Genomic DNA, 20,265 nt, shown 5'->3' with positions numbered 1-20,265 from the left:
TCTCCTCGCTCTCGTTAATGGGGCTTGAAGCGCACCCGCTCCGGCGGCTGCTTGAACGTGCCAAGCGGCGTCCAGACGGGCATGCCGAGGAAGAACGCGAAGTAGATCAGCGCACAGCCCTGCGCGATCAGCGTCGAGACCGGCGATGGCGGCCGCGTGCCGAGGAACGCGAGGATCAGGAACGCCGCGACGAAGATCCCGAGGAACACCTTGTGGAACAGCGGCCGGTAGCGGATCGACTTCACCGGGCTGCGGTCGAGCCACGGCAGGAAGAACAGCGTGATCACCGCCGAGCCCATCACGACGACGCCCCAGAACTTCGATTCCGTCAGGAACATGAATACGACGATCGCCGCGGCCAGCACCGGCAGCCCGACCTTCCACTTGCCGCGCGCACGGATCAGCGCGAGCACGCCGAGCAGCGCGATCACGATCATCAGCACGATCTTGAACGGGTCGGTGGTCGCGCGCAGCATCGCGTAGAACGCGGTGAAGTACCACACCGGCGCGATTTCCGGCGGCGTCTGCAGCGGATTCGCCGGGACGAAGTTGTTCGACTCGAGGAAGTAGCCGCCCATCTCCGGCGAGAAGAACACGATCAGCGCGAACACCATCAGGAACACGCAGACGCCGAAGAAATCGTGCACCGAGTAGTACGGGTGGAACGGGATGCCGTCGAGCGGAATGCCGTCCGCGTCCTTCTTCGCCTTGATCTCGATGCCGTCCGGGTTGTTCGACCCCACTTCGTGGAGCGCGACGAGGTGCGCGATCACGAGGCCGACCAGCACGAGCGGAATCGCGATCACGTGGAACGCGAAGAAGCGGTTCAGCGTGACGTCGGAAACGACGTAGTCGCCGCGGATCCACAACGACAGGTCCGGGCCGACGAACGGGATCGCCGAGAACAGGTTCACGATCACCTGCGCGCCCCAGAACGACATCTGGCCCCACGGCAGCAGGTAGCCGAAGAACGCCTCGGCCATCAGGCACAGGAAGATCGCGCAGCCGAAGATCCACACGAGTTCGCGCGGCTTGCGGTACGACCCGTACATCAGCCCGCGGAACATGTGCAGGTACACGACGACGAAGAACATCGACGCACCGGTCGAGTGCATGTAGCGGATCAGCCAGCCCCACGGCACCTCGCGCATGATGTACTCGACCGATGCGAACGCGAGCGTCGAATCGGGCTTGTAGTTCATCGTCAGGAAGATGCCCGTGACGATCTGGTTGACGAGCACCAGCAGCGCGAGTGAGCCGAAGAAGTACCAGAAGTTGAAGTTCTTCGGCGCGTAGTACTCGGAAACGTGCTTCTTCCAGGTGGACGTGAGCGGGAAGCGCTGGTCGACCCAGCCGGTGAGACCTGTCGTGGAGACTTCCTTGTTGTCGGCCATCACGCTTCTCCTTTCTCGTCCTTGCCGATCACGAGGGTCGTCGCCGAGGTGAACATGTAGGGCGGGATGTCGAGATTCTGGGGCGCCGGCTTGTTCTTGAACACGCGGCCGGCGAGGTCGTAGGTCGAACCGTGGCACGGGCACAGGAAGCCGCCCGGCCAGTCGTCCGGCAGGTTCGGCTGCGGACCCGGCGTGAAGCGTTGGCTAGGCGTGCAGCCGAGGTGCGTACACACGGCCATCACGACGAGAATGTTCTTGCGATCGGCCCGCGAGCGATATTCGTTCGCGCAATACGCGGGCAACGGCATCGAATACGGGGATTTCGAGGTCGGATCGGCCACTTCCTTGTCGGCCTTGACGACGTCGGCCAGCATCGAATCGGTGCGATTCAGGATCCAGACGGGTTTGCCGCGCCACGGCACCGTGACCATCTCGCCGGGCTTCAGGCCGCTGATGTCGACCTCGACCGGGGCTCCGGCCGCTTTCGCTTTCGCGGACGGCGCAAGCGACGCCGCGAAAGGTATGACGGTGGCTACGCCTCCCACGCCACCTGCTACGGATGTCGCAATCAGCCAGGTACGGCGGCCGCTGTCGACGCGTTTCTCTTCCTTGTCTCGCATCACACGCCCCACTTCTGAGTTGGATTTTCCGTCACGACTTTTCATTCCGCCGCTAGTTTGCGCGAATGGAGTCGCCATTTACAAGGCCCGGAGACGAAAATCCCTTCGAAGTAATTGATAGTTAAGGGTTTTCCCCCACTATCGGAGCGATTAAATCATTTCTCTTTTAAGCATGCGCTACATTGCGAAATTTCGATGCACCGCCGCAAATCCGGCGTTCAGACCGGATTATGAATATCGATAAAAAGGTGTTCGAGATCGAATTCTTCGGACAAGCGGGCGCCGAGCGCCTGGATTCCGTAGCGCTCGGTCGCGTGGTGCCCTGCCGCAACGAACGCGACGCCGCTTTCGGCCGACGCGTGCGTGACGGATTCCGACACCTCGCCGGTCAGGAACACGTCGGCGCCCGCGTCGATCGCCGCGTCGAAATAGCTTTGCGCGGCGCCCGTACACCATGCGATGCGGCGCAACTGCATCTCCGGATCGCCTAGCACGAGCGGCGTGCGGCCGAGCGTGCGCTCGACCTTCGCGACGAAGTGCTCGAGCGAGACGGGCATCGGCAGCGTGGCCATCCAGCCGAGGTCGCCATCGCCGAAACGCTGCTCGCCGAGCAGCCCGAGCTTCTCGCCGAGCTGCGCGTTGTTGCCGAACTCGGGGTGCGCGTCGAGCGGCAGGTGGAATGCGAACAGGTTCAGATCGTTCGCGAGCAGCAGCTTCAGCCGCTGGTACTTTCGGCCGGTAATCTGCGGCGCCTCGTTGCGCCAGAAATAGCCGTGATGGACGAGCACCGCATCCGCGCCCCATTCGAGCGCGGCTTCGAGGAACGCGACCGACGCCGTCACGCCGGTGGCGATCTTCTCGATCTTGCGGCGCCCCTCGACCTGGAGGCCGTTCGGGCAATAGTCCTTGAAGCGCGCGATTTCAAGGGTATTGTTCAAGTACAATTCAAGTTCGATCCGATCCATATAAACCTCTAATCCTTTCAGATGCTTAGACGCTTCTGGCTGTTCTTCGCGCAGGCGGTGACCGTACTGCTCGCGCTGATGTTCATCGTCGTGACGCTCAAGCCGCAATGGCTGCAACGGCAAGGACAGCTCGGCAAGCAGCTCGCCACGCCGATCGTCGCGCTGCGCGAAGTCGCACCGGGCATCGGCGGCGCCCCCGCGACCACGTCGTACGCCGAGGCCGCGCAAAAGGCGATGCCCGCCGTCGTCAACGTCTTCTCCAGCAAGGACGGCTCGCTGCCGCCCGATCCGCGCGCGAAGGATCCGCTGTTCCGCTACTTCTTCGGCGACCGCAATGCGCGCAAGCAGCACGACGAACCGGCCGCCAACCTGGGCTCGGGCGTTATCGTGAGCCCTGAAGGTTACATTCTAACGAACCAGCACGTCGTGGACGGCGCCGACCAGATCGAAGTCGCGCTCGCCGACGGCCGCACGGGCACCGCGAAGGTGATCGGCAGCGACCCGGAAACCGACCTCGCCGTGCTGAAGATCAACATGACGAACCTGCCGACGATCACGCTCGGCCGTTCCGACCAGTCGCGGGTCGGCGACGTCGTGCTCGCGATCGGCAACCCGTTCGGCGTAGGCCAGACGGTCACGATGGGGATCATCAGCGCGCTCGGCCGCAATCACCTCGGCATCAACACGTTCGAGAACTTCATCCAGACCGATGCGCCGATCAACCCGGGCAACTCGGGCGGCGCGCTGGTCGACGTCAACGGCAACCTGCTCGGCATCAACACGGCGATCTACTCGCGCTCGGGCGGCTCGCTCGGCATCGGCTTCGCGATTCCCGTGTCGACCGCGCGCACCGTGCTCGAAAGCATCATCACGACGGGCTCGGTCACGCGCGGCTGGATCGGCGTCGAGCCGCAGGACGTCACGCCGGAAATCGCCGAATCGTTCGGGCTCCAGCAGAAGTCGGGCGCGATCGTCGCGGGCGTGCTGCAGGGCGGGCCGGCCGACAAGGCCGGCATCAAGCCGGGCGACATCCTCGTGAGCGTGAACGGCGACGACATCACCGACACGACGAAGCTGCTGAACACCGTCGCGCAGATCAAGCCGGGCACGCCGACCAAGGTGCATGTCGTGCGCAAGGGCAAGGAGTTCGACGTGAAGGTCGTGATCGGCAAGCGCCCGCCGCCGCCGAAGCAGGCGCTCGACGAACAGGACAGCGACAGCGAATGATCTCCGGCGGGCGGCGTACCGGCGCCGCTTGCCGGCCAAGGACGGAAACAAAAAAGGGCAGCCTGATCGGCTGCCCTGTTGCTTTGGTCCGGCGGCGTTGCTCCGGCATGCCTTCTTCACGGTGAAGAAGCTGCGGGCACCCTCGCGATCTGCGCCATCCGGTCGGCGCGCGCGGCTTCAACGCTGTCGAGGGGCCGTATCGACGACCGCGATCATGCCGGCCGCCGCGCACCGGTCCCGCATCAACTCGCGGCGCCGTTCTCCGCCTCGGGTTCTTCCGTCGGCTTCGGCACGAAGAATCGCGCGGCCAGCAGCCCGATCTCGAACAGCACGACGAGCGGCAACGCGAGCATCAGCTGCGAGAACACGTCCGGCGGCGTCACGACCGCCGCGACGACGAACGCGCCGACGATCACGTACGGCCGCATCTCCTTCAGCTTCTTCAACGTCAGCACGCCCATTCGGACGAGCAGCACGACGACGATCGGCACCTCGAACGTGACGCCGAACGCGATGAACATCCCGAGTACGAAGCTCAGGTAGTTGTCGATATCGGTCGACATCTCCGCGCCGAGCGGCGCGTTGTAGTGCGCCATCACGCGGAAGATCGTCGGGAACACGAGGAAGTACGCGAACGCCATCCCGCACAGGAACAGGACATAGCTGCTGCCGACGAGCGGCGCGACGAGCTTCTTCTCGTGCTGGTACAGCCCCGGCGCGACGAACGCCCAGATCTGGTACAGCACGATCGGCAGCGCGATCACGAGCGCGACGAGCATCGTGACCTTCATCGGCACGAAGAACGAGCCGGTGACGTCGGTCACGATCATCCTGCCGCCCTTCGGCAGGTTTTCCATCAGCGGCCGCGCGAGCAGCCGGAAGATGTCGGGCGCCCAGTACACGAGCCCGAGGAACACGACGATCACGGCCAGCCCCGCGCGAATGATGCGGTCGCGAAGCTCGACGAGATGGGAAATGAAGGTTTCTTCCGGGGCGTCGCCCGGGTTCTGCTGGGGGTCGCTCACACCGGCCCTCGGTAGGATTGACGAGCGAGCATGCGCTCGGCTCAGAAGAAGCGCGTCGGCCGGCGCAGGCTGGCCGGCTGGTGGCGCGCGACACGCGCGGCGCCCGACTGCACGTGGGTGCGGCGGGTCGTCGCGCGCTTGTACCAGACAGGCGTCGCCGCCTGTTTCACACGCCAGTTGCGACGCTTCGGCGCGAGCGCGGCCGTGCTGCCGTGCCACGACGGCGCCGCGGGCGTGTCGGAGCCGTACGTACCGGCATCGACCGAGCCTTCGTTAAGGCCGCCGACCGCGGAGTTCCACGTGTCGTTCAGTTCCTTCTCGTGCTCGCGCAGGTTGTCGTGAATCGTCGTCTCGACATTGCGCGCGGCCGTCTCGAAATCGGTCTTCATCGTCCGCAACGCGTCGAGTTCGATTTCGCGCGAGACCTCGGCCTTCACGTCGTTGATGTACCGCTGCGCGCGGCCGAACAGTGCGCCGGCCGTACGCGCGACGCGCGGCAGGCGCTCGGGGCCGAGCACCACGAGCGCGACGACGCCGATCAGCGCCATCTTCGAAAGACCGAGATCCAGCATCGCGAATGCCTGTCAGCGTGCCGGCGTTACGCCTTGTTCGAGTCGGAACGCGTCGTTTCCTTCGCGTTGACGTCGACCGAGCCGTTGCGCGGCAGCTGCTGCGCGTCCGCCGGCGTCTCGCCGTCCTTCATACCGTCCTTGAAACCCTTCACGGCGCTGCCGAGGTCGTTGCCGATGTTGCGCAACTTCTTCGTACCGAAAACCAGCGCGACGATCAGCAGCACGATCAGCCAGTGCCAAATGCTCAATCCACCCATGATGAAACCTCTCCTCAACCACGCCGCGTCGCGGCGCAAATCGCCGGCGGCACGCCGGCTTCGACTATCGATGCGGGGAAACGCCCCGCGACGTCAACCCATCCGCAGCCACGGGCGCGGGCCGGCCAGAATGTGCGCGTGCAGGTGGTAAACCTCCTGCCCGCCGCCGGGGCCCGTGTTGATCACCGTGCGAAAACCGGTTTCGCCACCCGTGTACGCGACGCCGAGCTGGTCGGCCAGACGCGCGACCAGCAGCATCAGCCGGCCGAGCATCGGCGCGTCGGCCTCGCTCGCCGCCGACAGCGTCGGCACGTGCCGGCGCGGAATCACGAGCACATGCGTCTCGGCCGCGGGGCGGATGTCGCGGAACGCGACGAATTCGTCGTCCTCGTGCACCTTCGTGCTCGGGATCTCGCCCGCCGCGATCTTGCAGAACAGGCAATTCGGATCGTGACTCATGTTGCTCCTGCGAAACGCCCGCGCGCCGGTCAGAACCAGGCCTGCGGATCGAGCGTCTTGTTGTCGTTCAGGTACAGCCAACCTTTGATGATACGGTACAGCGTCCAAATCCACGTGACAAACATGATGACGAATCCCACGCCCACGAACATCAGCGCGAAGCCGATCACGTAAGCGATCAGCGCGCGCCAGAACGTGCGGATCTGCCACTCGAAATGGTCGGCGTACGGCGTGCCGGCCACGTCGCCGCGCTTCACGTAGTTGATGATGATCGCGATCAGGCCGGTGACGCCGCCCGTCAGCCAATGAATCGCGTAGAGGCCGTACAGCACGTGCGTCAACGTGCGCAAACCGTTCAGCCGCTCGGCGTCCGCTGCACCCGGCACCGACGGCGTCGGAAGCTGGCTCGGCGTATCGGTCATGATGCTACCCCCGTTGGATGACAATTCTTACAGCTTACCGCACTGTCGCCGGCGCGGCAGGCCGCGAGCCGTCAACCGCCGTTTTCCTCGCGCTCGCGGCGCTTGCGCAGCGCCTTTTCCTCGATGCCCGACAACCCTTCGCGGCGCTCGAGTTCGGCGATCACGTCGGCCGGGCTCAGGTCGAAATGCGACAGCATCACGAGGCAGTGGAACCACAAATCGGCCACCTCGCCGACCAGCGCCGTCGGCGCGCCGCCCTGGCGCACGTCCTTCGCGGCCAGCACGACTTCGGTCGCCTCTTCGCCGATCTTCTTCAGCACCGCGTCGTCGCCCTTGTGGAACAGGCGCGATACGTACGATTGTTCGGGGTCGCCGCCCTTGCGGCTATCGATCACGGCCGCGAGGCGCAGCAGCGTGTCTTCGGTCGATTGCGTCATTTGTAGATGTGTTCGGGGTCTTTCAGCACCGGATCGACCGCGACCCAGTCGCCGCTGTCCACCGTACCTTCGAATTTCTGGAAGAAGCACGAATGCCGGCCGGTGTGGCAGGCGATGCCCGACACCTGCTCGACCTTCAGCAGCACGACGTCCTCGTCGCAGTCGAGCCGCACCTCGTGCACGTGCTGCACGTGGCCCGACTCCTCGCCCTTGAACCACAGGCGCTTGCGCGAGCGCGAATAGTAGACCGCGCGCTGCGTCTCGATCGTCTTCGCCAGTGCCTCGCGGTTCATCCACGCGAACATCAGCACGTCGTTCGTCGACGCTTCCTGCGCGATCACCGGCACGAGGCCGTTGTCGTCCCAGCGGACCTTGTCGAGCCACGCGGGCAAGGATTTCGTTTGCGTATTCATCACAGCCTCACCGCGATGCCCTGCTCGGCCATGAAACGCTTCGCCTCGCCGACCGTGTGCTCGCCGTAGTGGAAGATGCTGGCGGCCAGCACCGCGTCCGCGCGGCCGTCCTTGATGCCATCCGCGAGATCCTGCAGGCAGCCGACACCGCCCGATGCGATCACCGGCACCGGCACCGCGTCCGACACGCCGCGCGTGAGCGCGAGGTCGAAGCCCGACTTCGTGCCGTCGCGGTCCATGCTCGTGAGCAGGATCTCGCCCGCGCCGAGTTCGGCCATCTTGCGCGCCCATTCGATCGTATCCAGGCCAGTGCCCTTGCGGCCGCCGTGCGTGAAGACTTCCCAGCGCGGCGCCTCGCCGTCGGCCGACACGCGCTTCGCGTCGATCGCGACGACGATGCACTGCGAGCCGTACTTGTCGGCCGCGTCGCGCACGAGCTGCGGGTTCGCGACCGCCGACGAATTCATGCTGACCTTGTCCGCGCCGGCGTTCAACAGGCGCCGCACGTCCTCGACGGCGCGCACGCCGCCGCCGACGGTCAGCGGAATGAACACCTGCGACGCAACGGCTTCGATGATCGGCAGGATCAGGTCGCGCTGGTCGGAGGTCGCGGTGATGTCGAGGAACGTCAGTTCGTCGGCGCCCTGGTCGTCGTAGCGGCGGGCGATTTCGACGGGGTCGCCGGCATCGCGCAGCTCGACGAAGTTGACGCCCTTGACGACACGCCCGGCAGTCACGTCCAGGCAGGGGATGATGCGTTTAGCTAGAGCCATGATGTACGCCATAGGCCGCGGTGGAACGGCCGGTTGCGGAAGCCTCGCGCGAGGCTTCCGGTCGGGGCCGCCTGCGGGCAGCCCCGGCGAACGGGACACCGCGGTTACGCGTTGTCGAGTTCGCCGTTCAGTTCGTCCGCGCGCTTTTGCGCGGCCGCGAAATCGAGATCGCCGGAGTAGATCGCACGGCCGCAGATCACGCCTTCGACGCCGTGCTCTTCAACTTCGCACAGGTTCTCGATGTCCGTGAGGTTCGACAGGCCGCCGCTGGCGATCACCGGAATGCCGACCGCCTGCGCGAGCTTCACGGTCGCCTCGATGTTGATGCCCTGCAGCATCCCGTCGCGGCCGATGTCCGTGTAGACGATCGACTCGACGCCGTAGTCCTCGAACTTCTGCGCGAGATCGATCACCTCGTGACCCGTCAGCTTGCTCCAGCCGTCGGTCGCGACCTTGCCGTCCTTCGCGTCCAGGCCGACGATGATGTTGCCCGCGAACGCGGTGCACGCGTCCTGCAGGAAGCCCGGATCCTTCACGGCCGCGGTGCCGATGATCACGTAGGACAGGCCCGCGTCGAGATACTTCTCGATCGTCTCGAGGCTGCGGATGCCGCCGCCGAGCTGAACGGGGATTTCGTCGCCGACTTCGTCGAGGATCGCTTCGATCGCCTCGAGATTCTTCGGCTTGCCGGCGAATGCGCCGTTCAGGTCGACCAGATGCAGCCGCCGGGCGCCGAGATCGACCCACTTGCGGGCCATCGCCGCCGGGTCCTCGGAGAAAATCGTGGCCTGGTCCATATCGCCCTGTTTGAGGCGCACACACTGACCGTCTTTGAGATCGATGGCCGGAATCAGCAACATAGCAATCGGGTGTCGTCGTGGAAAATGAAAAGAATCCGGCGCGCACCGGCCAAACCGGTGCCGCGCCGTCTCGCTAGTTTAGTACAACTCTTTCGGTGCTTAAGCGTGCGAGCCCCGCACGACAGGCGTTTGCGCCCTGTCAACTGTGGCTCGCGCACCACGTTCACGGCTTCCAGTGTACGAAGTTGCGATACAGACGCAACCCGACTTCCGCGCTTTTCTCGGGGTGGAATTGGGTCGCGAAGAGATTGTCCCGCGCGACCGCTGACGTAAACGGCGCGCCGTAGGCCGTTTCGCCGACCGTGTGCGCCGGGTTGTCCGGGCTCACGTAATAGCTGTGAACGAAGTAGAAATACGCGTCGTCGGGCACGCCGTCCCACAGCGGGTGCGGCTGCGACTGGCGCACGCGGTTCCAGCCCATCTGCGGCACCTTGAAGCGCGAGCCGTCGTCCTGCAGCCGGCCGTCGAGCTCGAAGCGCACGACCTTGCCGGGCAGCAGGCCCAGGCCCTTCGTGTCGCCTTCCGCGCTCCAGTCGAACAGCATCTGCTCGCCGACGCACACGCCGAGCAGCGGCTTCGTGCGCGACGCCTCGATCACCGCTTCCTGCAGCCCCGATTCGCCGAGGCAGCGCATGCAGTCGGGCATCGCGCCCTGGCCGGGCAGCACGACGCGGTCGGCCGCGCGAATCGCGGCCGGCGTGTCGACGATCGCCACGTCGGCGGCCGGTTCGGCCTTCTTGAGCGCCTGCGCGACCGAGCGCAGGTTGCCCATCCCATAATCCACAATCGCAATCGAAGTTTTCATCTCAGTGCAGGCAGTAGCGCCCTCAGTCCATTGACGATGAATTCCACCGCCAGCGCCGACAGCATCAAACCCATCAGCCGCGTGGCGATGTTGATGCCGGTGCGGCCGATCCAGTTCGCGATCGGCTCGGCAAGCCGCATCGCGAAGAAACACAGCAGAGCCAGCGCCGCGCCGATCGCGACGAGCCCGGCTCGCTCATACCAGTGATGCGAGTTCGCCGCATAGATGATCACCGTGCTGATCGAGCCGGGGCCCGTGAGCAGCGGAATCGCCAGCGGCACGACCGCGATGTTGTCCTTCTGCTCGGCTTCATGGCGCTCCTCCGGCGTCGAGCGGGTGTTGCCGGCCTGAGCATTCAGCATGCTGATCGCCATCAGCAGCATGATGATCCCGCCGCCCACTTCGAGCGAGCCGACCGATATGCCGAAGAAGTCGATGATCTGCTGCCCGAGCAGCGTCGTCACCGTCATCACGCAGAACACCGACACCGACGCGATCCGGATCGTGCGGCGCCGCTCGTCGTCCGTCTGCTGCGCCGTCAGGCTCAGGAAGAACGGCACCGCGCCGACCGGATTGATCAGCGCGAGCAGGGAAATGAACGATTTGAGCAGATCCATCGCAAGCCGGCGCGCCGCGCCGAAGCCGTGAGGTTGTCCGTGGCGTCCTGTCCGTTCGAAAGTTAGAGGCTGCCCTTCGTCGACGGAATCTGCCCCGCCGCGCGCTCGTCGAGCTCCACCGCCGCACGCAGCGCCCGGCCGAAGGCCTTGAACACCGTTTCGAGCTGGTGGTGCGCGTTGATCCCGCGCAGGTTGTCGATGTGCAGCGTGACGCCCGCGTGGTTCACGAACCCGCGGAAGAATTCGATCGACAGGTCGACGTCGAACGTGCCGATCCGCGCGCGCGTGAACGGCACGTGGAATTCGAGACCCGGCCGGCCCGAGAAGTCGATCACGACGCGCGACAGCGCCTCGTCGAGCGGCACGTACGAATGGCCGTAGCGGCGGATGCCCTTCTTGTCGCCGATCGCCTTCGCGACGGCCTGACCGAGCGTGATGCCGACATCCTCGACCGTATGGTGGTCGTCGATATGCGTATCGCCATGCGCTTCGACCTCGAGATCGATCAGACCATGTCGCGCGATCTGATCGAGCATATGGTCGAGAAACGGCACGCCGGTGGCCAGCTTCTGCCGGCCCGTACCGTCGAGATCGAGCTTCACACGGATCTGCGTTTCGCTGGTATTGCGAACGACTTCCGCCACACGCATGGCAATTCCTTGATTGAGTCTGATGTAAATGGGGATTGATCGTCGCGCGCCGCCGCGCCCTGGGGTCAACCGGGCAGCGCGAGTTTCAAGGCAGCCAGCAGGCGCGCGTTTTCGTCGGGAGAACCGACGGTCAGCCGCACGCATTCGGCCAGCAACGGATGCATTTTACTCACGTTTTTGACCAGCACCCGCTCGGTGAGCAACGCATCGAACACGGCCGCCGCGTCCGGCACGCGCACCAGCAGGAAATTGCCGGCGCTCGGGAACACCGTCGCGCCCGGCAGCGCGGCCACGGCCTGCGCGAGGCGCGTGCGTTCCGCACGCAGTTCGGCCGCCTGCGCGTCGAGCACGTCGAGGTGGTCGAGCAGGAAATCGGCGGTCGCCTGGGTCAGCACGTTGATGTTGTACGGCGGGCGCACCTTGTCGAACTCGGTCAGCCACGTCGGCAGCCCGGCGAGATAGCCGAGGCGGATTCCCGCGAGGCCGAGCTTCGAGACCGTGCGCATCACGACGACGTTGTCGAACTCGGCGGCACGCGGCAGCCACGAGCGCTCCGCGAACGGCTGGTACGCCTCGTCGATCACGATCAGGCTGTGCCGCGCGGCCGCGATGATCCGCTCGACGTCGGCTTCGTCGTACAGCGTACCGGTCGGGTTGTTCGGGTACGCGAGATAGACGATCGCGGGCCGGTGCTCGGCGATCGCCGTGATCATCGCGTCGGCGTCGAGCGTCAGATCGGCCTTGAGCGGCACACCGACGAATTCGAGCTGCGCGAACTTCGCGGACAGTTCGTACATCACGAAGCCCGGCACCGGCGCGAGCACCTTCGCGCCCGGCTTCGCGCAGGCCACCGACATCATGCTGATGATTTCGTCCGAACCGTTGCCGAGCAGCACGTCGCACGCGGCCGGCACGCCCATCGCACGGCGCAGCTTGTCGAGCAGCGCGCCCGGGCGCGGCGCCGGGTAGCGGTTCAGCGCGACCTGCGCGAGGCGCTCGCCGAGCGCCGCCGCGAGCGGCGCCGGCAGCGAATACGGGTTCTCCATCGCATCCAGCTTCACGAACCCGCTCGCGTCGGGCACCGGGTAGCTCGTCATTGCGAGCACGTCGCGGCGGATGATGTCTTGTGGCGTCGTCATGGTCTCAAGCCGGCGTGCGTCGCGCCGGCGTCAAATTGGTCGGCAGGGCGGCGGCTGCCGCCCTGCGCTTGGTCTCCTCGTCGTCCGGAGTCGATGCGTCGGCATCGGCTCCGGCGCGCGGGTCACCCCTTCATCCGGAGTTCGGCGCTGCGCGCGTGCGCCTGCAGCCCTTCGCCGTATGCGAGTTCGGAAGCAATCTCGCCCAGCGTCTGCGCACCTTCGGCGCTGACTTCGATCAGGCTCGAGCGCTTGATGAAGTCGTACACGCCGAGCGGCGACGAGAAGCGCGCGGTGCGCGAGGTCGGCAGCACGTGGTTCGGGCCGGCGCAGTAGTCGCCGAGGCTTTCGCTCGTGTAGCGGCCGAGGAAGATCGCGCCGGCGTGGCGGATCTGCTGGCCCCATTGCTGCGGCTCCAGCGCGGAAATCTCGAGGTGCTCGGGCGCGATGTCGTTCGCGATCCGGCACGCTTCGGCCATGTCGCGCACCTTGATCAGCGCGCCGCGGCCTTCGAGCGACGCGCGGATCACGTCCTGGCGCGGCATCGTCGGCAGCAGCTCGTCGATCGCCTTCTCGACGCGCTCGAGGAACGCGGCGTCCGGGCACAGCAGGATCGACTGCGCGAGTTCGTCGTGTTCGGCCTGCGAGAACAGGTCCATCGCGACCCAGCTCGGATCGGTCGTGCCGTCGCACAGCACGAGGATTTCCGATGGTCCGGCGATCATGTCGATGCCGACCGTGCCGAACACGCGGCGCTTGGCCGACGCGACGTACGCATTGCCCGGCCCGCAGATCTTGTCGACCGCCGGCACCGTGGCCGTGCCGTACGCGAGCGCGCCGACCGCCTGCGCGCCACCGATCGTGAACACGCGATCGACGCCGCCGAGCAGCGCCGCGGCGAGCACGAGGTCGTTCTTCACGCCGTCCGGGGTCGGCACGACCATCACGATCTCGCCGACGCCCGCGACCCGCGCGGGAATCGCGTTCATCAGCACCGACGACGGATAGGCGGCCTTGCCGCCCGGCACGTACAGGCCGACGCGGTCGAGCGGCGTGACCTTCTGGCCGAGCACCGTGCCGTCGCTTTCCGTGTACTGCCAGCTATGGGTGCCGCACTCGATCTTCTGTTTCTCGTGGTACGCCCGCACGCGTGCGGCGGCGGCTTCCAGCGCCGCGCGCGCCTTCGGCGCGAGGCCGTCGAGCGCCGTCTGCAGCGCGTCCTGCGGCAGTTCGAGCGCGGCGACGCTGCTGGCGTCCAGCCGGTCGAAGCGGTTCGTGTACTCGAGCACCGCGGCGTCGCCGCGCGACTTCACGTCGGCGAGAATCTGCGCGACCGACTGCTCGATCGCTTCGTCCTCGCTCGCCTCGAACGCGAGCACCGCACGCAGCGCGGCGTCGAAGCCGTCGCTGGTCGAATCGAGTTTGCGGATGGTGATGGCCATGGAAGTTCCGTTACGGTGATGCGCTCAATTGCCATTCTGCGACGCGCGTTCGAACGCGTCGAGAATCGGCTTGAGCGCCGCGCGCTTCAACTTCAGCGCAGCCTGGTTCACGACGAGGCGCGACGAGATCGCCATGATCTCCTCGACCTCGACCAGATTGTTCGCCTTCAGCGTGCCGCCCGAGCTGACGAGGTCGACGATCGCGTCGGCCAGCCCGACGAGCGGCGCCAGCTCCATCGAGCCGTACAGCTTGATCAGGTCGACGTGCACGCCCTTCGCGGCGAAGTGTTCGCGTGCCGTTTCGACGTACTTGGTCGCGACCCGCAGGCGCGCGCCCTGGCGCACCGCGTTCGCGTAGTCGAAACCGGCCGGCACGGCCACCGACATCCGGCAGCGTGCAATGTTCAGATCGATCGGCTGGTAGAGGCCCGAGCCGCCGTGCTCGACCAGCACGTCCTTGCCGGCCACGCCGAAGTCGGCCGCGCCGTATTCGACATAGGTCGGCACGTCGCTCGCGCGCACGATGATCACGCGCAGGTTCGGATCGGTCGTCGGCAGGATCAGCTTGCGCGACGTTTCCGGATCCTCGGCCACCTGCACGCCGGCGGCCGCCAGCAGCGGCAGGGTTTCCTCGAAAATCCGGCCCTTCGACAGGGCGAGGGTCAGCGGCGCGGTCATGCTTGGCTCCCGGAGAGGCGGCGCACGTTCGCGCCGACGGCGGTCAGTTTGGTTTCCATGCGGTCGTAGCCGCGGTCCAGGTGATAGATGCGGTCGACGAGCGTTTCGCCTTCGGCGCGCAGCCCGGCGATCACGAGGCTCGCCGACGCGCGCAGGTCGGTCGCCATCACGTTCGCGCCGGACAGCTTGTCGACGCCCGTCACGAGCGCCGTGTTGCCGTCGATCGTGATGTTCGCGCCGAGCCGGTTCAGCTCCTGCACGTGCATGAAGCGGTTCTCGAAGATGGTCTCGACGACCTGCGCGGTGCCCGTCGCGACCGAATTGAGAGCCATGAACTGAGCCTGCATGTCGGTCGGGAACGCCGGGTATTCCGACGTGCGGATCGTCACCGCCTGCGGGCGGCGGTCCATCTTCACGCGCAACCAGCTGTCGCCTTCCTCGATCGACACGCCGGCCTCGCGCAGCTTGTCGATCACCGCGTCGAGGATGTGCGGGCGCACGCCCGTCAGCATCACGTCGCCGCCCGCCGCCGCAACCGCGCACAGGAACGTGCCGGCCTCGATGCGGTCGGGAATCACCGAATGGCGTGCGCCGTGCAGCCGCTCGACGCCCTGGATCACGAGGCGGTCGGTGCCGATGCCGTCGATTTTCGCGCCCATCGCGACCAGCAAGTGTGCGAGATCGCTCACTTCCGGCTCGCGTGCCGCGTTCTCGATCACCGTCTCGCCGTCGGCCAGCGTCGCGGCCATCAGCAGGTTTTCCGTCCCCGTCACCGTGATCATGTCGGTCACGATGCGCGCGCCCTTCAGGCGCTTCGCGCGTGCCTCGATGAAGCCGTGCTCGATGCTGATCTCGGCGCCCATCGCCTGCAGGCCCTTGATGTGCTGGTCGACCGGCCGCGCGCCGATCGCGCAGCCGCCCGGCAGCGACACCTTGGCCTCGCCGAAGCGCGCGAGCAGCGGCCCGAGCACGAGGATCGACGCGCGCATCGTCTTGACGAGCTCATACGGCGCGACGAGGTTGTCGACGCGCGATGCGTCGAGCTGCACGCGGCAGCCGTCCGTTTCGCTCTTCACGCCCATCTGGTTCAGCACCTTCAGCGTGGTGCGCACGTCCTTCAGGTTCGGCACGTTGTCGAGTTCGACCGGCTCGGCGCTGAGCAGCCCCGCGCACAGGATCGGCAGTGCGGCGTTCTTCGCGCCCGACACGACGATCTCGCCCGACAACCGGCGACCGCCTTCGATCACCAGCTTGTCCATCCCATGTCCCTGCGATTCCCCGTTGGCGGCCGGGTGTGCCGTGGCGACGCTCTGGACGGCGTCGCGCTCGTTGACGGTGACTTGCACTCAGTGGTTCCGGTTTATGCGTTCTGCCATTCGGCGGGCGTCAGCGTCTTCATGCTGAGCGCGTGAATTTCCTGCTTCATGCGATCGCCGAGCGCCGCATAGACGAGCTGGTGCCGCTGGATCGGCCGCTTGCCTTCGAAGGCCGCCGACACGATCGTCGCGAAGAAATGCTGGCCGTCGCCTTCGACTTCCAGATGAGTGCAGGCGAGACCGCCGGCGATGTATTGCTTGACCTGTTCGGGAGTCGGCAACATGAGGGGCTCCTGTCGGTGCGCGCCGCCCGTGGCGGCCGCCGCCGTCGATATCAATGACGCAGTTTGTAGCCGGTCGCGAGCAGCCGCATCGCGAACATCGCGAGCAGCACGAAGAAACCGGTGACGATCGCGAGGCTTGCGAGCGGGTTGATGTCGGACGCGCCGAAGAACCCGAAACGGAAGCCGTCGATCATGTAGAAAAACGGGTTGAGACGCGAGATCTCGCGCCACACGGGCGGCAGCGAGTGCGTCGAATAGAACACGCCGGACAGGAACGTCAGCGGCATGATCAGGAAGTTCTGGAACGCGGCGAGCTGGTCGAACTTCTCGGCCCAGATCCCGGCGATCAGCCCGAGCGTGCCGAGGATCGCCGAGCCGAGCAGCGCGAACGCGATGATGAACAGCGGCGCCGCGAAATGCATCGGGATAAACCAGATCGTCACGACGAACACGCCCGCGCCGACCGAGAGCCCGCGCACGACGGACGCGAGCACGTACGCGCCGAAGATGTCCTTGTAGGACAGCGGCGGCAGCAGCACGAACACGAGGTTGCCGGTGATCTTCGACTGGATCAGCGACGACGAGCTGTTCGCGAATGCGTTCTGCAGCACGCTCATCATCACGAGGCCGGGGACCAGGAAGCTCACGTACTCGACGCCCGGATACACCTCGACGCGGCCCGACAGCGCGTGGCCGAAGATCGTCAGGTACAGCAGCGCCGTCACGATCGGTGCGCACACCGTCTGGAACGACACCTTCCAGAAACGCAGGAGTTCCTTGTAGAACAGCGTTTGAAAACCGCTCATGCCAATCCCTCGACGACTTCTGCTCCGTTCATCACCTGGACGAACACATCCTCGAGGTCGGCCTTGCGGACCTCGATCTCGTCGAACGTGCAGCCCGCCGCGCGACACTGCGCGAGAATCCGTTCGACATCGTCGTAGCTCGCGAGACGCAGCAGATGCTCGCCCGGCGCGCGTGCGGCCGGATCGGTCTCCAGCCCGCGCAGCTCGGCGGGCAGCGCGCCAGTTGCCAGTCGCAGGTACAGCTGCAACCCCGCGAAGCGCCGCAGCAGCGCGTCGGTGCGGTCGAGCGCGACGACCTCCCCGCGGCGCAGCATCGCGATGCGGTCGCACAGCGACTCGGCTTCCTCGAGGTAATGCGTGGTCAGGACGATCGTGTGGCCTTCGCGGTTCAGCCGCGAGATGAATTTCCACAGCGTCTGGCGCAGCTCGACGTCGACGCCGGCCGTCGGCTCGTCGAGCACGATCACGGGCGGCCGGTGCACGAGCGCCTGTGCGACCAGCACGCGGCGCTTCATGCCGCCCGACAGCGCGCGCATGTTCGCGTCGGCCTTCTCGGTGAGGTCGAGATTGGCCATCACTTCGTCGATCCAGTCGTCGTTGCGGCGCAGCCCGAAATAGCCGGACTGGATCCGCAGCGTCTCGCGGACGGTGAAGAACGGGTCGAACACGAGTTCCTGCGGCACGACGCCGAGCGCGCGGCGCGCACCGCGGAAGTCCTTGACGACGTCGTGGCCACGCACCGAGATACTGCCTTCATCGGCCCGGGCGAGCCCGGCGAGGATACTGATGAGCGTGGTCTTGCCTGCGCCGTTCGGGCCGAGCAGACCGAAAAACTCGCCCTCCTCGACCGACAGGCTGACGCCCTTGAGCGCCTGAAGCGATTTGTAGCGCTTCTTGACGTGACGGATTTCTATGGCTGACATGACTGTGCGCGGCGCAGGGGCCGCGACGCCTATTCTGTGCTTGCTGCGAAAGAAAATGGGGGCCGGACGCCGATTGGCTGCCCCGCAAAACGCTTGATTATAGGGCAAACCGGCTGGTGGAGCCGGCGCCTAAGGCGCGCGGCCTGAAGCGTGCGCGCGCCGGCTGGCGCGGCAGGCTTCGGTCGGACAGGGTCAATGTCGCCCGGTGCCGTCGATGAGCGCGTCGACGCCGTAGGCGCGCGCGAGGCTGGCGAGCTTCGAGGGGAGATTGAGGATGTCGAGGGTCGCGCCGCGCGCTTTGGCGGCACGTTGCCATGCGAGCAGCACGGCGAGCGCGGACGAGTCGAACTGCGTCAGCGCCGCGCAGTCGACGGCGGTTTCGCCCGCGTCGATGCGCGCGAGACCGTCCGCGAGCGCGGACTTCGCGCTCGCGACGGTCAGCGAGGAGCCGGCCGCGAAGCCGCTCACGACGCCTGCTTGCCGGCGGCAAGTTCCTGGTTGCGCTGCGTCAGGAACTTGATCAGGCCGTCCACGCCGCTTTGCTGGATCTTCTCGTTGAACTGCTGCTGGTACGTCTGGATCAGCCATGCGCCCAGCACGTTCAGGTCATACACCTTCCAGCCGTTGGCCGTCTTGTACAGGCGGTAATCGATCTGGACCGGCTGGCCGTTGTTCATCGCGACCGTCTTCACGACGACGTCGGTGTCGGCCGGATCGGCACGGAACGGCGGGTACTGGATCTGCTGGTCCGGCTTCAGCTGCGCAAGCGCGCCCGAATACGTGCGGATCAGCAGCAGCTTGAACTGCTCCTGAACCTGCTGCTGCTGCTCGGCCGACGCCGTGCGCCAGTTGCGGCCCATCGCGAGCTGCGTGGTGCGGCGGAAATCGGTGTACGGCAGGATGTCCTTGTTGACGATCGTAATGATGCGGTTGGTGTCGCCCTGCTTGATCGTCTGCTGCTTGACCTCGTCGAGCACCTGCTGCGTCGCCGTCTTGATCAGCGCCTGCGGGTTCGACTGGTCGACTTGCGCGTGAGCTGCGCTGCCGAACGAGAACAGCGCCGCGAAAACGGGAATCAGGAACAGTTTTTTCATCATGGAGACCTGCATGAAGAGTCGATGCGAAGGTTGGAGCCGGTAGATTACGCGAAGGTTCGCGTGCGCTACCGACTGAATCGTTTCCGGCTGTAACGAATGTAAGCGCGTCAGTGCAGCCGGATGCTCGGGAAGCGGAATCCGCCCGGCGATGGCGGCGCCACCTGCATCGGCGGCACGGTCGTCGCGCTGGCCGGGTTCGGCGCCTGGGCGGCGCCCGACGCCGGTGCGGCAACGGCCGCGCCCGATGCGCCGGCCGGCGCCGTCGCGCCACCGACTGCCGCGGCGCCCGCCGTCCCGGCCGCACCGGCTGCCGCCGGTGCCGCGCCGTCGTCCGGCAGGTCGTACTTCGGCAGCGCATCGTTGCTCGAGGTCGTCGAGGCCTCGCCGCGCGCGTTGTCGATCAGCATCTGGCGGCGTTGCAGGTACGCGTTGCGCACGAACGAATACTTGTCGAGCGCCGCAGCATCCAGCACGTCGCCCGCGCCGAGCAGGTTCGCACGCGTGTTGACGAGGTTCACGCCGAACAGGCCCCAGCTCAGGCCGTCCGGCTTCACGTAGGTGAGCGGGTTGCCGACGTAGTCGACGCCGAGGCCGGCCGTGTCGCGCAGCGTGCTCGGGCCCAGCAGCGGCAGCACGAGATACGGACCCGACGGCATGCCGTAGCGGCCCATCGTGATCCCGAAGTCAGCCGTGTGCTTCGGCAGTTTCGCGATCGTCGCGACGTCGAACAGGCCGCCGACGCCGAACACCGTGTTGATCACGACGCGCATGATGTCGCCGACGCCGTCCGCGATCCGCAGCTGCACGATGTTGTTCGCCGCGATGTAGACGTCGCCGATGTTCGAGAAGAAGTTCGTCACGCTGTCGCGCACCGGCTGCGGCACCACGTACTGGTAGCCCTTCGCGACCGGTTTCAGCGCGTACGTGTCGACCGTGTCGTTGAACTTGTACATCGACCGGTTGAAGCCTTCGAGCGGATCGCCCTTGGTCGGCGTCTGCACGGTCGCGCAACCGCTCAACGCGGCGACTGCCGCCACCGCGAGCGCGGCGTGCCTGATGCGGATCGTCTGCATGGTCATTACCCTCT

26 protein-coding genes are annotated in these 20,265 nt (G+C 66.1%); 1 reads left to right on the top strand and 25 read right to left on the bottom strand.

Annotated features, from left to right (window positions below; all coding sequences use genetic code 11):
- Positions 1–14: 14 nt before the first annotated feature.
- From DIE02_RS15945 to DIE02_RS15935, 3 genes are all read right to left on the bottom strand, one after another.
- On the bottom strand, positions 15–1,397 hold the full coding sequence (locus DIE02_RS15945; RefSeq protein ID WP_124487862.1) for a cytochrome bc complex cytochrome b subunit: 1,383 nt from the start codon (positions 1,395–1,397) through the stop codon (positions 15–17).
- Positions 1,394–2,014: a ubiquinol-cytochrome c reductase iron-sulfur subunit gene (petA, locus tag DIE02_RS15940; RefSeq protein ID WP_124487917.1), complete on the bottom strand. Its 621-nt coding sequence runs from the start codon at positions 2,012–2,014 to the stop codon at positions 1,394–1,396. The genes DIE02_RS15945 and petA overlap by 4 nt, the downstream gene beginning before the upstream one ends.
- Before the next feature lie 218 nt (positions 2,015–2,232).
- Positions 2,233–2,979, bottom strand: coding sequence for a Nif3-like dinuclear metal center hexameric protein (locus DIE02_RS15935; RefSeq protein ID WP_124487861.1), 747 nt, complete (start codon positions 2,977–2,979; stop codon positions 2,233–2,235).
- A gap of 21 nt (positions 2,980–3,000) precedes the next feature.
- On the opposite strand from DIE02_RS15935, the gene DIE02_RS15930 reads away from it, so the two are divergent.
- Entirely contained in the window at positions 3,001–4,206 is a 1,206-nt protein-coding gene (locus tag DIE02_RS15930; RefSeq protein WP_044845947.1) for a Do family serine endopeptidase, read from the top strand.
- A gap of 242 nt (positions 4,207–4,448) precedes the next feature.
- On the opposite strand, the gene tatC is transcribed toward DIE02_RS15930, so the two are convergent.
- The 22 genes from tatC to DIE02_RS15820 all read right to left on the bottom strand — a co-directional run bounded on the left by tatC (position 4,449) and on the right by DIE02_RS15820 (position 20,251).
- Positions 4,449–5,231, bottom strand: a complete 783-nt coding sequence (gene tatC / locus DIE02_RS15925) for a twin-arginine translocase subunit TatC (RefSeq protein WP_044845948.1) — start codon at positions 5,229–5,231, stop codon at positions 4,449–4,451.
- 41 nt (positions 5,232–5,272) lie between these two features.
- On the bottom strand, positions 5,273–5,803 hold the full coding sequence (tatB, locus tag DIE02_RS15920) for a Sec-independent protein translocase protein TatB (protein ID WP_124487860.1): 531 nt from the start codon (positions 5,801–5,803) through the stop codon (positions 5,273–5,275).
- A gap of 26 nt (positions 5,804–5,829) precedes the next feature.
- Complete coding sequence (gene tatA, locus DIE02_RS15915) at positions 5,830–6,060, bottom strand: Sec-independent protein translocase subunit TatA (protein ID WP_044845950.1); 231 nt, start codon at positions 6,058–6,060, stop codon at positions 5,830–5,832.
- Between the two features lie 93 nt (positions 6,061–6,153).
- Positions 6,154–6,519: a histidine triad nucleotide-binding protein gene (locus tag DIE02_RS15910; protein ID WP_044845951.1), complete on the bottom strand. Its 366-nt coding sequence runs from the start codon at positions 6,517–6,519 to the stop codon at positions 6,154–6,156.
- A 29-nt stretch (positions 6,520–6,548) separates the two neighbouring features.
- On the bottom strand, positions 6,549–6,941 hold the full coding sequence (locus DIE02_RS15905; RefSeq protein ID WP_124487859.1) for a hypothetical protein: 393 nt from the start codon (positions 6,939–6,941) through the stop codon (positions 6,549–6,551).
- A gap of 71 nt (positions 6,942–7,012) precedes the next feature.
- Positions 7,013–7,378: a phosphoribosyl-ATP diphosphatase gene (locus DIE02_RS15900; protein WP_044845953.1), complete on the bottom strand. Its 366-nt coding sequence runs from the start codon at positions 7,376–7,378 to the stop codon at positions 7,013–7,015.
- Positions 7,375–7,791, bottom strand: a complete 417-nt coding sequence (gene hisI / locus DIE02_RS15895) for a phosphoribosyl-AMP cyclohydrolase (RefSeq protein WP_124487858.1) — start codon at positions 7,789–7,791, stop codon at positions 7,375–7,377. The genes DIE02_RS15900 and hisI overlap by 4 nt, the downstream gene beginning before the upstream one ends.
- Positions 7,791–8,564 carry an imidazole glycerol phosphate synthase subunit HisF gene (hisF, locus tag DIE02_RS15890; RefSeq protein WP_124487857.1) on the bottom strand — a complete coding sequence of 258 codons (774 nt, stop codon included), beginning with the start codon at positions 8,562–8,564 and terminating at the stop codon, positions 7,791–7,793. Before hisF ends, hisI begins: the two co-directional genes overlap by 1 nt.
- A gap of 104 nt (positions 8,565–8,668) precedes the next feature.
- Positions 8,669–9,424 (bottom strand): 1-(5-phosphoribosyl)-5-[(5-phosphoribosylamino)methylideneamino]imidazole-4-carboxamide isomerase, encoded by a 756-nt coding sequence (hisA, locus tag DIE02_RS15885; protein WP_034183653.1) that lies wholly within the window; start codon positions 9,422–9,424, stop codon positions 8,669–8,671.
- A gap of 163 nt (positions 9,425–9,587) precedes the next feature.
- Positions 9,588–10,229: an imidazole glycerol phosphate synthase subunit HisH gene (gene hisH / locus DIE02_RS15880; protein WP_044845955.1), complete on the bottom strand. Its 642-nt coding sequence runs from the start codon at positions 10,227–10,229 to the stop codon at positions 9,588–9,590.
- Positions 10,226–10,846, bottom strand: coding sequence for a YchE family NAAT transporter (locus DIE02_RS15875; protein ID WP_044845956.1), 621 nt, complete (start codon positions 10,844–10,846; stop codon positions 10,226–10,228). The genes hisH and DIE02_RS15875 overlap by 4 nt, the downstream gene beginning before the upstream one ends.
- A 62-nt stretch (positions 10,847–10,908) precedes the next feature.
- Entirely contained in the window at positions 10,909–11,496 is a 588-nt protein-coding gene (gene hisB / locus DIE02_RS15870; RefSeq protein ID WP_006751804.1) for an imidazoleglycerol-phosphate dehydratase HisB, read from the bottom strand.
- A gap of 65 nt (positions 11,497–11,561) precedes the next feature.
- Positions 11,562–12,635 carry a histidinol-phosphate transaminase gene (gene hisC / locus DIE02_RS15865; protein ID WP_124487856.1) on the bottom strand — a complete coding sequence of 358 codons (1,074 nt, stop codon included), beginning with the start codon at positions 12,633–12,635 and terminating at the stop codon, positions 11,562–11,564.
- 122 nt (positions 12,636–12,757) lie between these two features.
- Positions 12,758–14,074, bottom strand: coding sequence for a histidinol dehydrogenase (gene hisD, locus DIE02_RS15860; protein ID WP_044845958.1), 1,317 nt, complete (start codon positions 14,072–14,074; stop codon positions 12,758–12,760).
- A 24-nt stretch (positions 14,075–14,098) separates the two neighbouring features.
- Entirely contained in the window at positions 14,099–14,752 is a 654-nt protein-coding gene (hisG, locus tag DIE02_RS15855; RefSeq protein ID WP_006751807.1) for an ATP phosphoribosyltransferase, read from the bottom strand.
- Positions 14,749–16,098 carry a UDP-N-acetylglucosamine 1-carboxyvinyltransferase gene (gene murA, locus DIE02_RS15850; protein WP_124487855.1) on the bottom strand — a complete coding sequence of 450 codons (1,350 nt, stop codon included), beginning with the start codon at positions 16,096–16,098 and terminating at the stop codon, positions 14,749–14,751. Before murA ends, hisG begins: the two co-directional genes overlap by 4 nt.
- A 14-nt stretch (positions 16,099–16,112) precedes the next feature.
- On the bottom strand, positions 16,113–16,352 hold the full coding sequence (locus tag DIE02_RS15845; protein WP_006477131.1) for a BolA family protein: 240 nt from the start codon (positions 16,350–16,352) through the stop codon (positions 16,113–16,115).
- 50 nt (positions 16,353–16,402) lie between these two features.
- Positions 16,403–17,158, bottom strand: coding sequence for an ABC transporter permease (locus DIE02_RS15840; protein ID WP_044845960.1), 756 nt, complete (start codon positions 17,156–17,158; stop codon positions 16,403–16,405).
- Positions 17,155–18,081 carry an ABC transporter ATP-binding protein gene (locus tag DIE02_RS15835; protein WP_044845961.1) on the bottom strand — a complete coding sequence of 309 codons (927 nt, stop codon included), beginning with the start codon at positions 18,079–18,081 and terminating at the stop codon, positions 17,155–17,157. Before DIE02_RS15835 ends, DIE02_RS15840 begins: the two co-directional genes overlap by 4 nt.
- 192 nt (positions 18,082–18,273) lie before the next feature.
- Positions 18,274–18,549: a lipid asymmetry maintenance protein MlaB gene (locus tag DIE02_RS15830; RefSeq protein WP_044845962.1), complete on the bottom strand. Its 276-nt coding sequence runs from the start codon at positions 18,547–18,549 to the stop codon at positions 18,274–18,276.
- Positions 18,546–19,175: a phospholipid-binding protein MlaC gene (locus DIE02_RS15825; RefSeq protein ID WP_044846000.1), complete on the bottom strand. Its 630-nt coding sequence runs from the start codon at positions 19,173–19,175 to the stop codon at positions 18,546–18,548. The genes DIE02_RS15830 and DIE02_RS15825 overlap by 4 nt, the downstream gene beginning before the upstream one ends.
- 110 nt (positions 19,176–19,285) lie before the next feature.
- Positions 19,286–20,251 carry a VacJ family lipoprotein gene (locus DIE02_RS15820; protein ID WP_044845963.1) on the bottom strand — a complete coding sequence of 322 codons (966 nt, stop codon included), beginning with the start codon at positions 20,249–20,251 and terminating at the stop codon, positions 19,286–19,288.
- Between the last annotated feature and the right edge of the window lie 14 nt (positions 20,252–20,265).

This window comes from Burkholderia sp. Bp8991 (genome assembly GCF_003853795.1).
Lineage (GTDB): Bacteria > Pseudomonadota > Gammaproteobacteria > Burkholderiales > Burkholderiaceae > Burkholderia.
This window is presented reverse-complemented; position numbering and strand designations above follow the sequence as displayed.

Bases quoted from the DNA above. Each gene is read 5' to 3' on its own strand.
- DIE02_RS15900 (WP_044845953.1), bottom strand. From the start codon at position 7,378: ATGACGCAATCGACCGAAGACACGCTGCTGCGCCTCGCGGCCGTGATC.
- DIE02_RS15875 (WP_044845956.1), bottom strand. From the start codon at position 10,846: ATGGATCTGCTCAAATCGTTCATTTCCCTGCTCGCGCTGATCAATCCG.
- hisD (WP_044845958.1), bottom strand. From the start codon at position 14,074: ATGGCCATCACCATCCGCAAACTCGATTCGACCAGCGACGGCTTCGAC.
- hisC (WP_124487856.1), bottom strand. From the start codon at position 12,635: ATGACGACGCCACAAGACATCATCCGCCGCGACGTGCTCGCAATGACG.
- hisF (WP_124487857.1), bottom strand. From the start codon at position 8,564: ATGGCTCTAGCTAAACGCATCATCCCCTGCCTGGACGTGACTGCCGGG.
- DIE02_RS15835 (WP_044845961.1), bottom strand. From the start codon at position 18,081: ATGTCAGCCATAGAAATCCGTCACGTCAAGAAGCGCTACAAATCGCTT.
- hisH (WP_044845955.1), bottom strand. From the start codon at position 10,229: ATGAAAACTTCGATTGCGATTGTGGATTATGGGATGGGCAACCTGCGC.
- hisA (WP_034183653.1), bottom strand. From the start codon at position 9,424: ATGTTGCTGATTCCGGCCATCGATCTCAAAGACGGTCAGTGTGTGCGC.
- DIE02_RS15910 (WP_044845951.1), bottom strand. From the start codon at position 6,519: ATGAGTCACGATCCGAATTGCCTGTTCTGCAAGATCGCGGCGGGCGAG.
- tatA (WP_044845950.1), bottom strand. From the start codon at position 6,060: ATGGGTGGATTGAGCATTTGGCACTGGCTGATCGTGCTGCTGATCGTC.
- hisB (WP_006751804.1), bottom strand. From the start codon at position 11,496: ATGCGTGTGGCGGAAGTCGTTCGCAATACCAGCGAAACGCAGATCCGT.
- hisG (WP_006751807.1), bottom strand. From the start codon at position 14,752: ATGACCGCGCCGCTGACCCTCGCCCTGTCGAAGGGCCGGATTTTCGAG.
- DIE02_RS15845 (WP_006477131.1), bottom strand. From the start codon at position 16,352: ATGTTGCCGACTCCCGAACAGGTCAAGCAATACATCGCCGGCGGTCTC.
- DIE02_RS15905 (WP_124487859.1), bottom strand. From the start codon at position 6,941: ATGACCGATACGCCGAGCCAGCTTCCGACGCCGTCGGTGCCGGGTGCA.
- DIE02_RS15930 (WP_044845947.1), top strand. From the start codon at position 3,001: ATGCTTAGACGCTTCTGGCTGTTCTTCGCGCAGGCGGTGACCGTACTG.
- hisI (WP_124487858.1), bottom strand. From the start codon at position 7,791: ATGAATACGCAAACGAAATCCTTGCCCGCGTGGCTCGACAAGGTCCGC.
- DIE02_RS15820 (WP_044845963.1), bottom strand. From the start codon at position 20,251: ATGCAGACGATCCGCATCAGGCACGCCGCGCTCGCGGTGGCGGCAGTC.
- DIE02_RS15840 (WP_044845960.1), bottom strand. From the start codon at position 17,158: ATGAGCGGTTTTCAAACGCTGTTCTACAAGGAACTCCTGCGTTTCTGG.
- DIE02_RS15935 (WP_124487861.1), bottom strand. From the start codon at position 2,979: ATGGATCGGATCGAACTTGAATTGTACTTGAACAATACCCTTGAAATC.
- DIE02_RS15825 (WP_044846000.1), bottom strand. From the start codon at position 19,175: ATGAAAAAACTGTTCCTGATTCCCGTTTTCGCGGCGCTGTTCTCGTTC.
- tatB (WP_124487860.1), bottom strand. From the start codon at position 5,803: ATGCTGGATCTCGGTCTTTCGAAGATGGCGCTGATCGGCGTCGTCGCG.
- petA (WP_124487917.1), bottom strand. From the start codon at position 2,014: ATGCGAGACAAGGAAGAGAAACGCGTCGACAGCGGCCGCCGTACCTGG.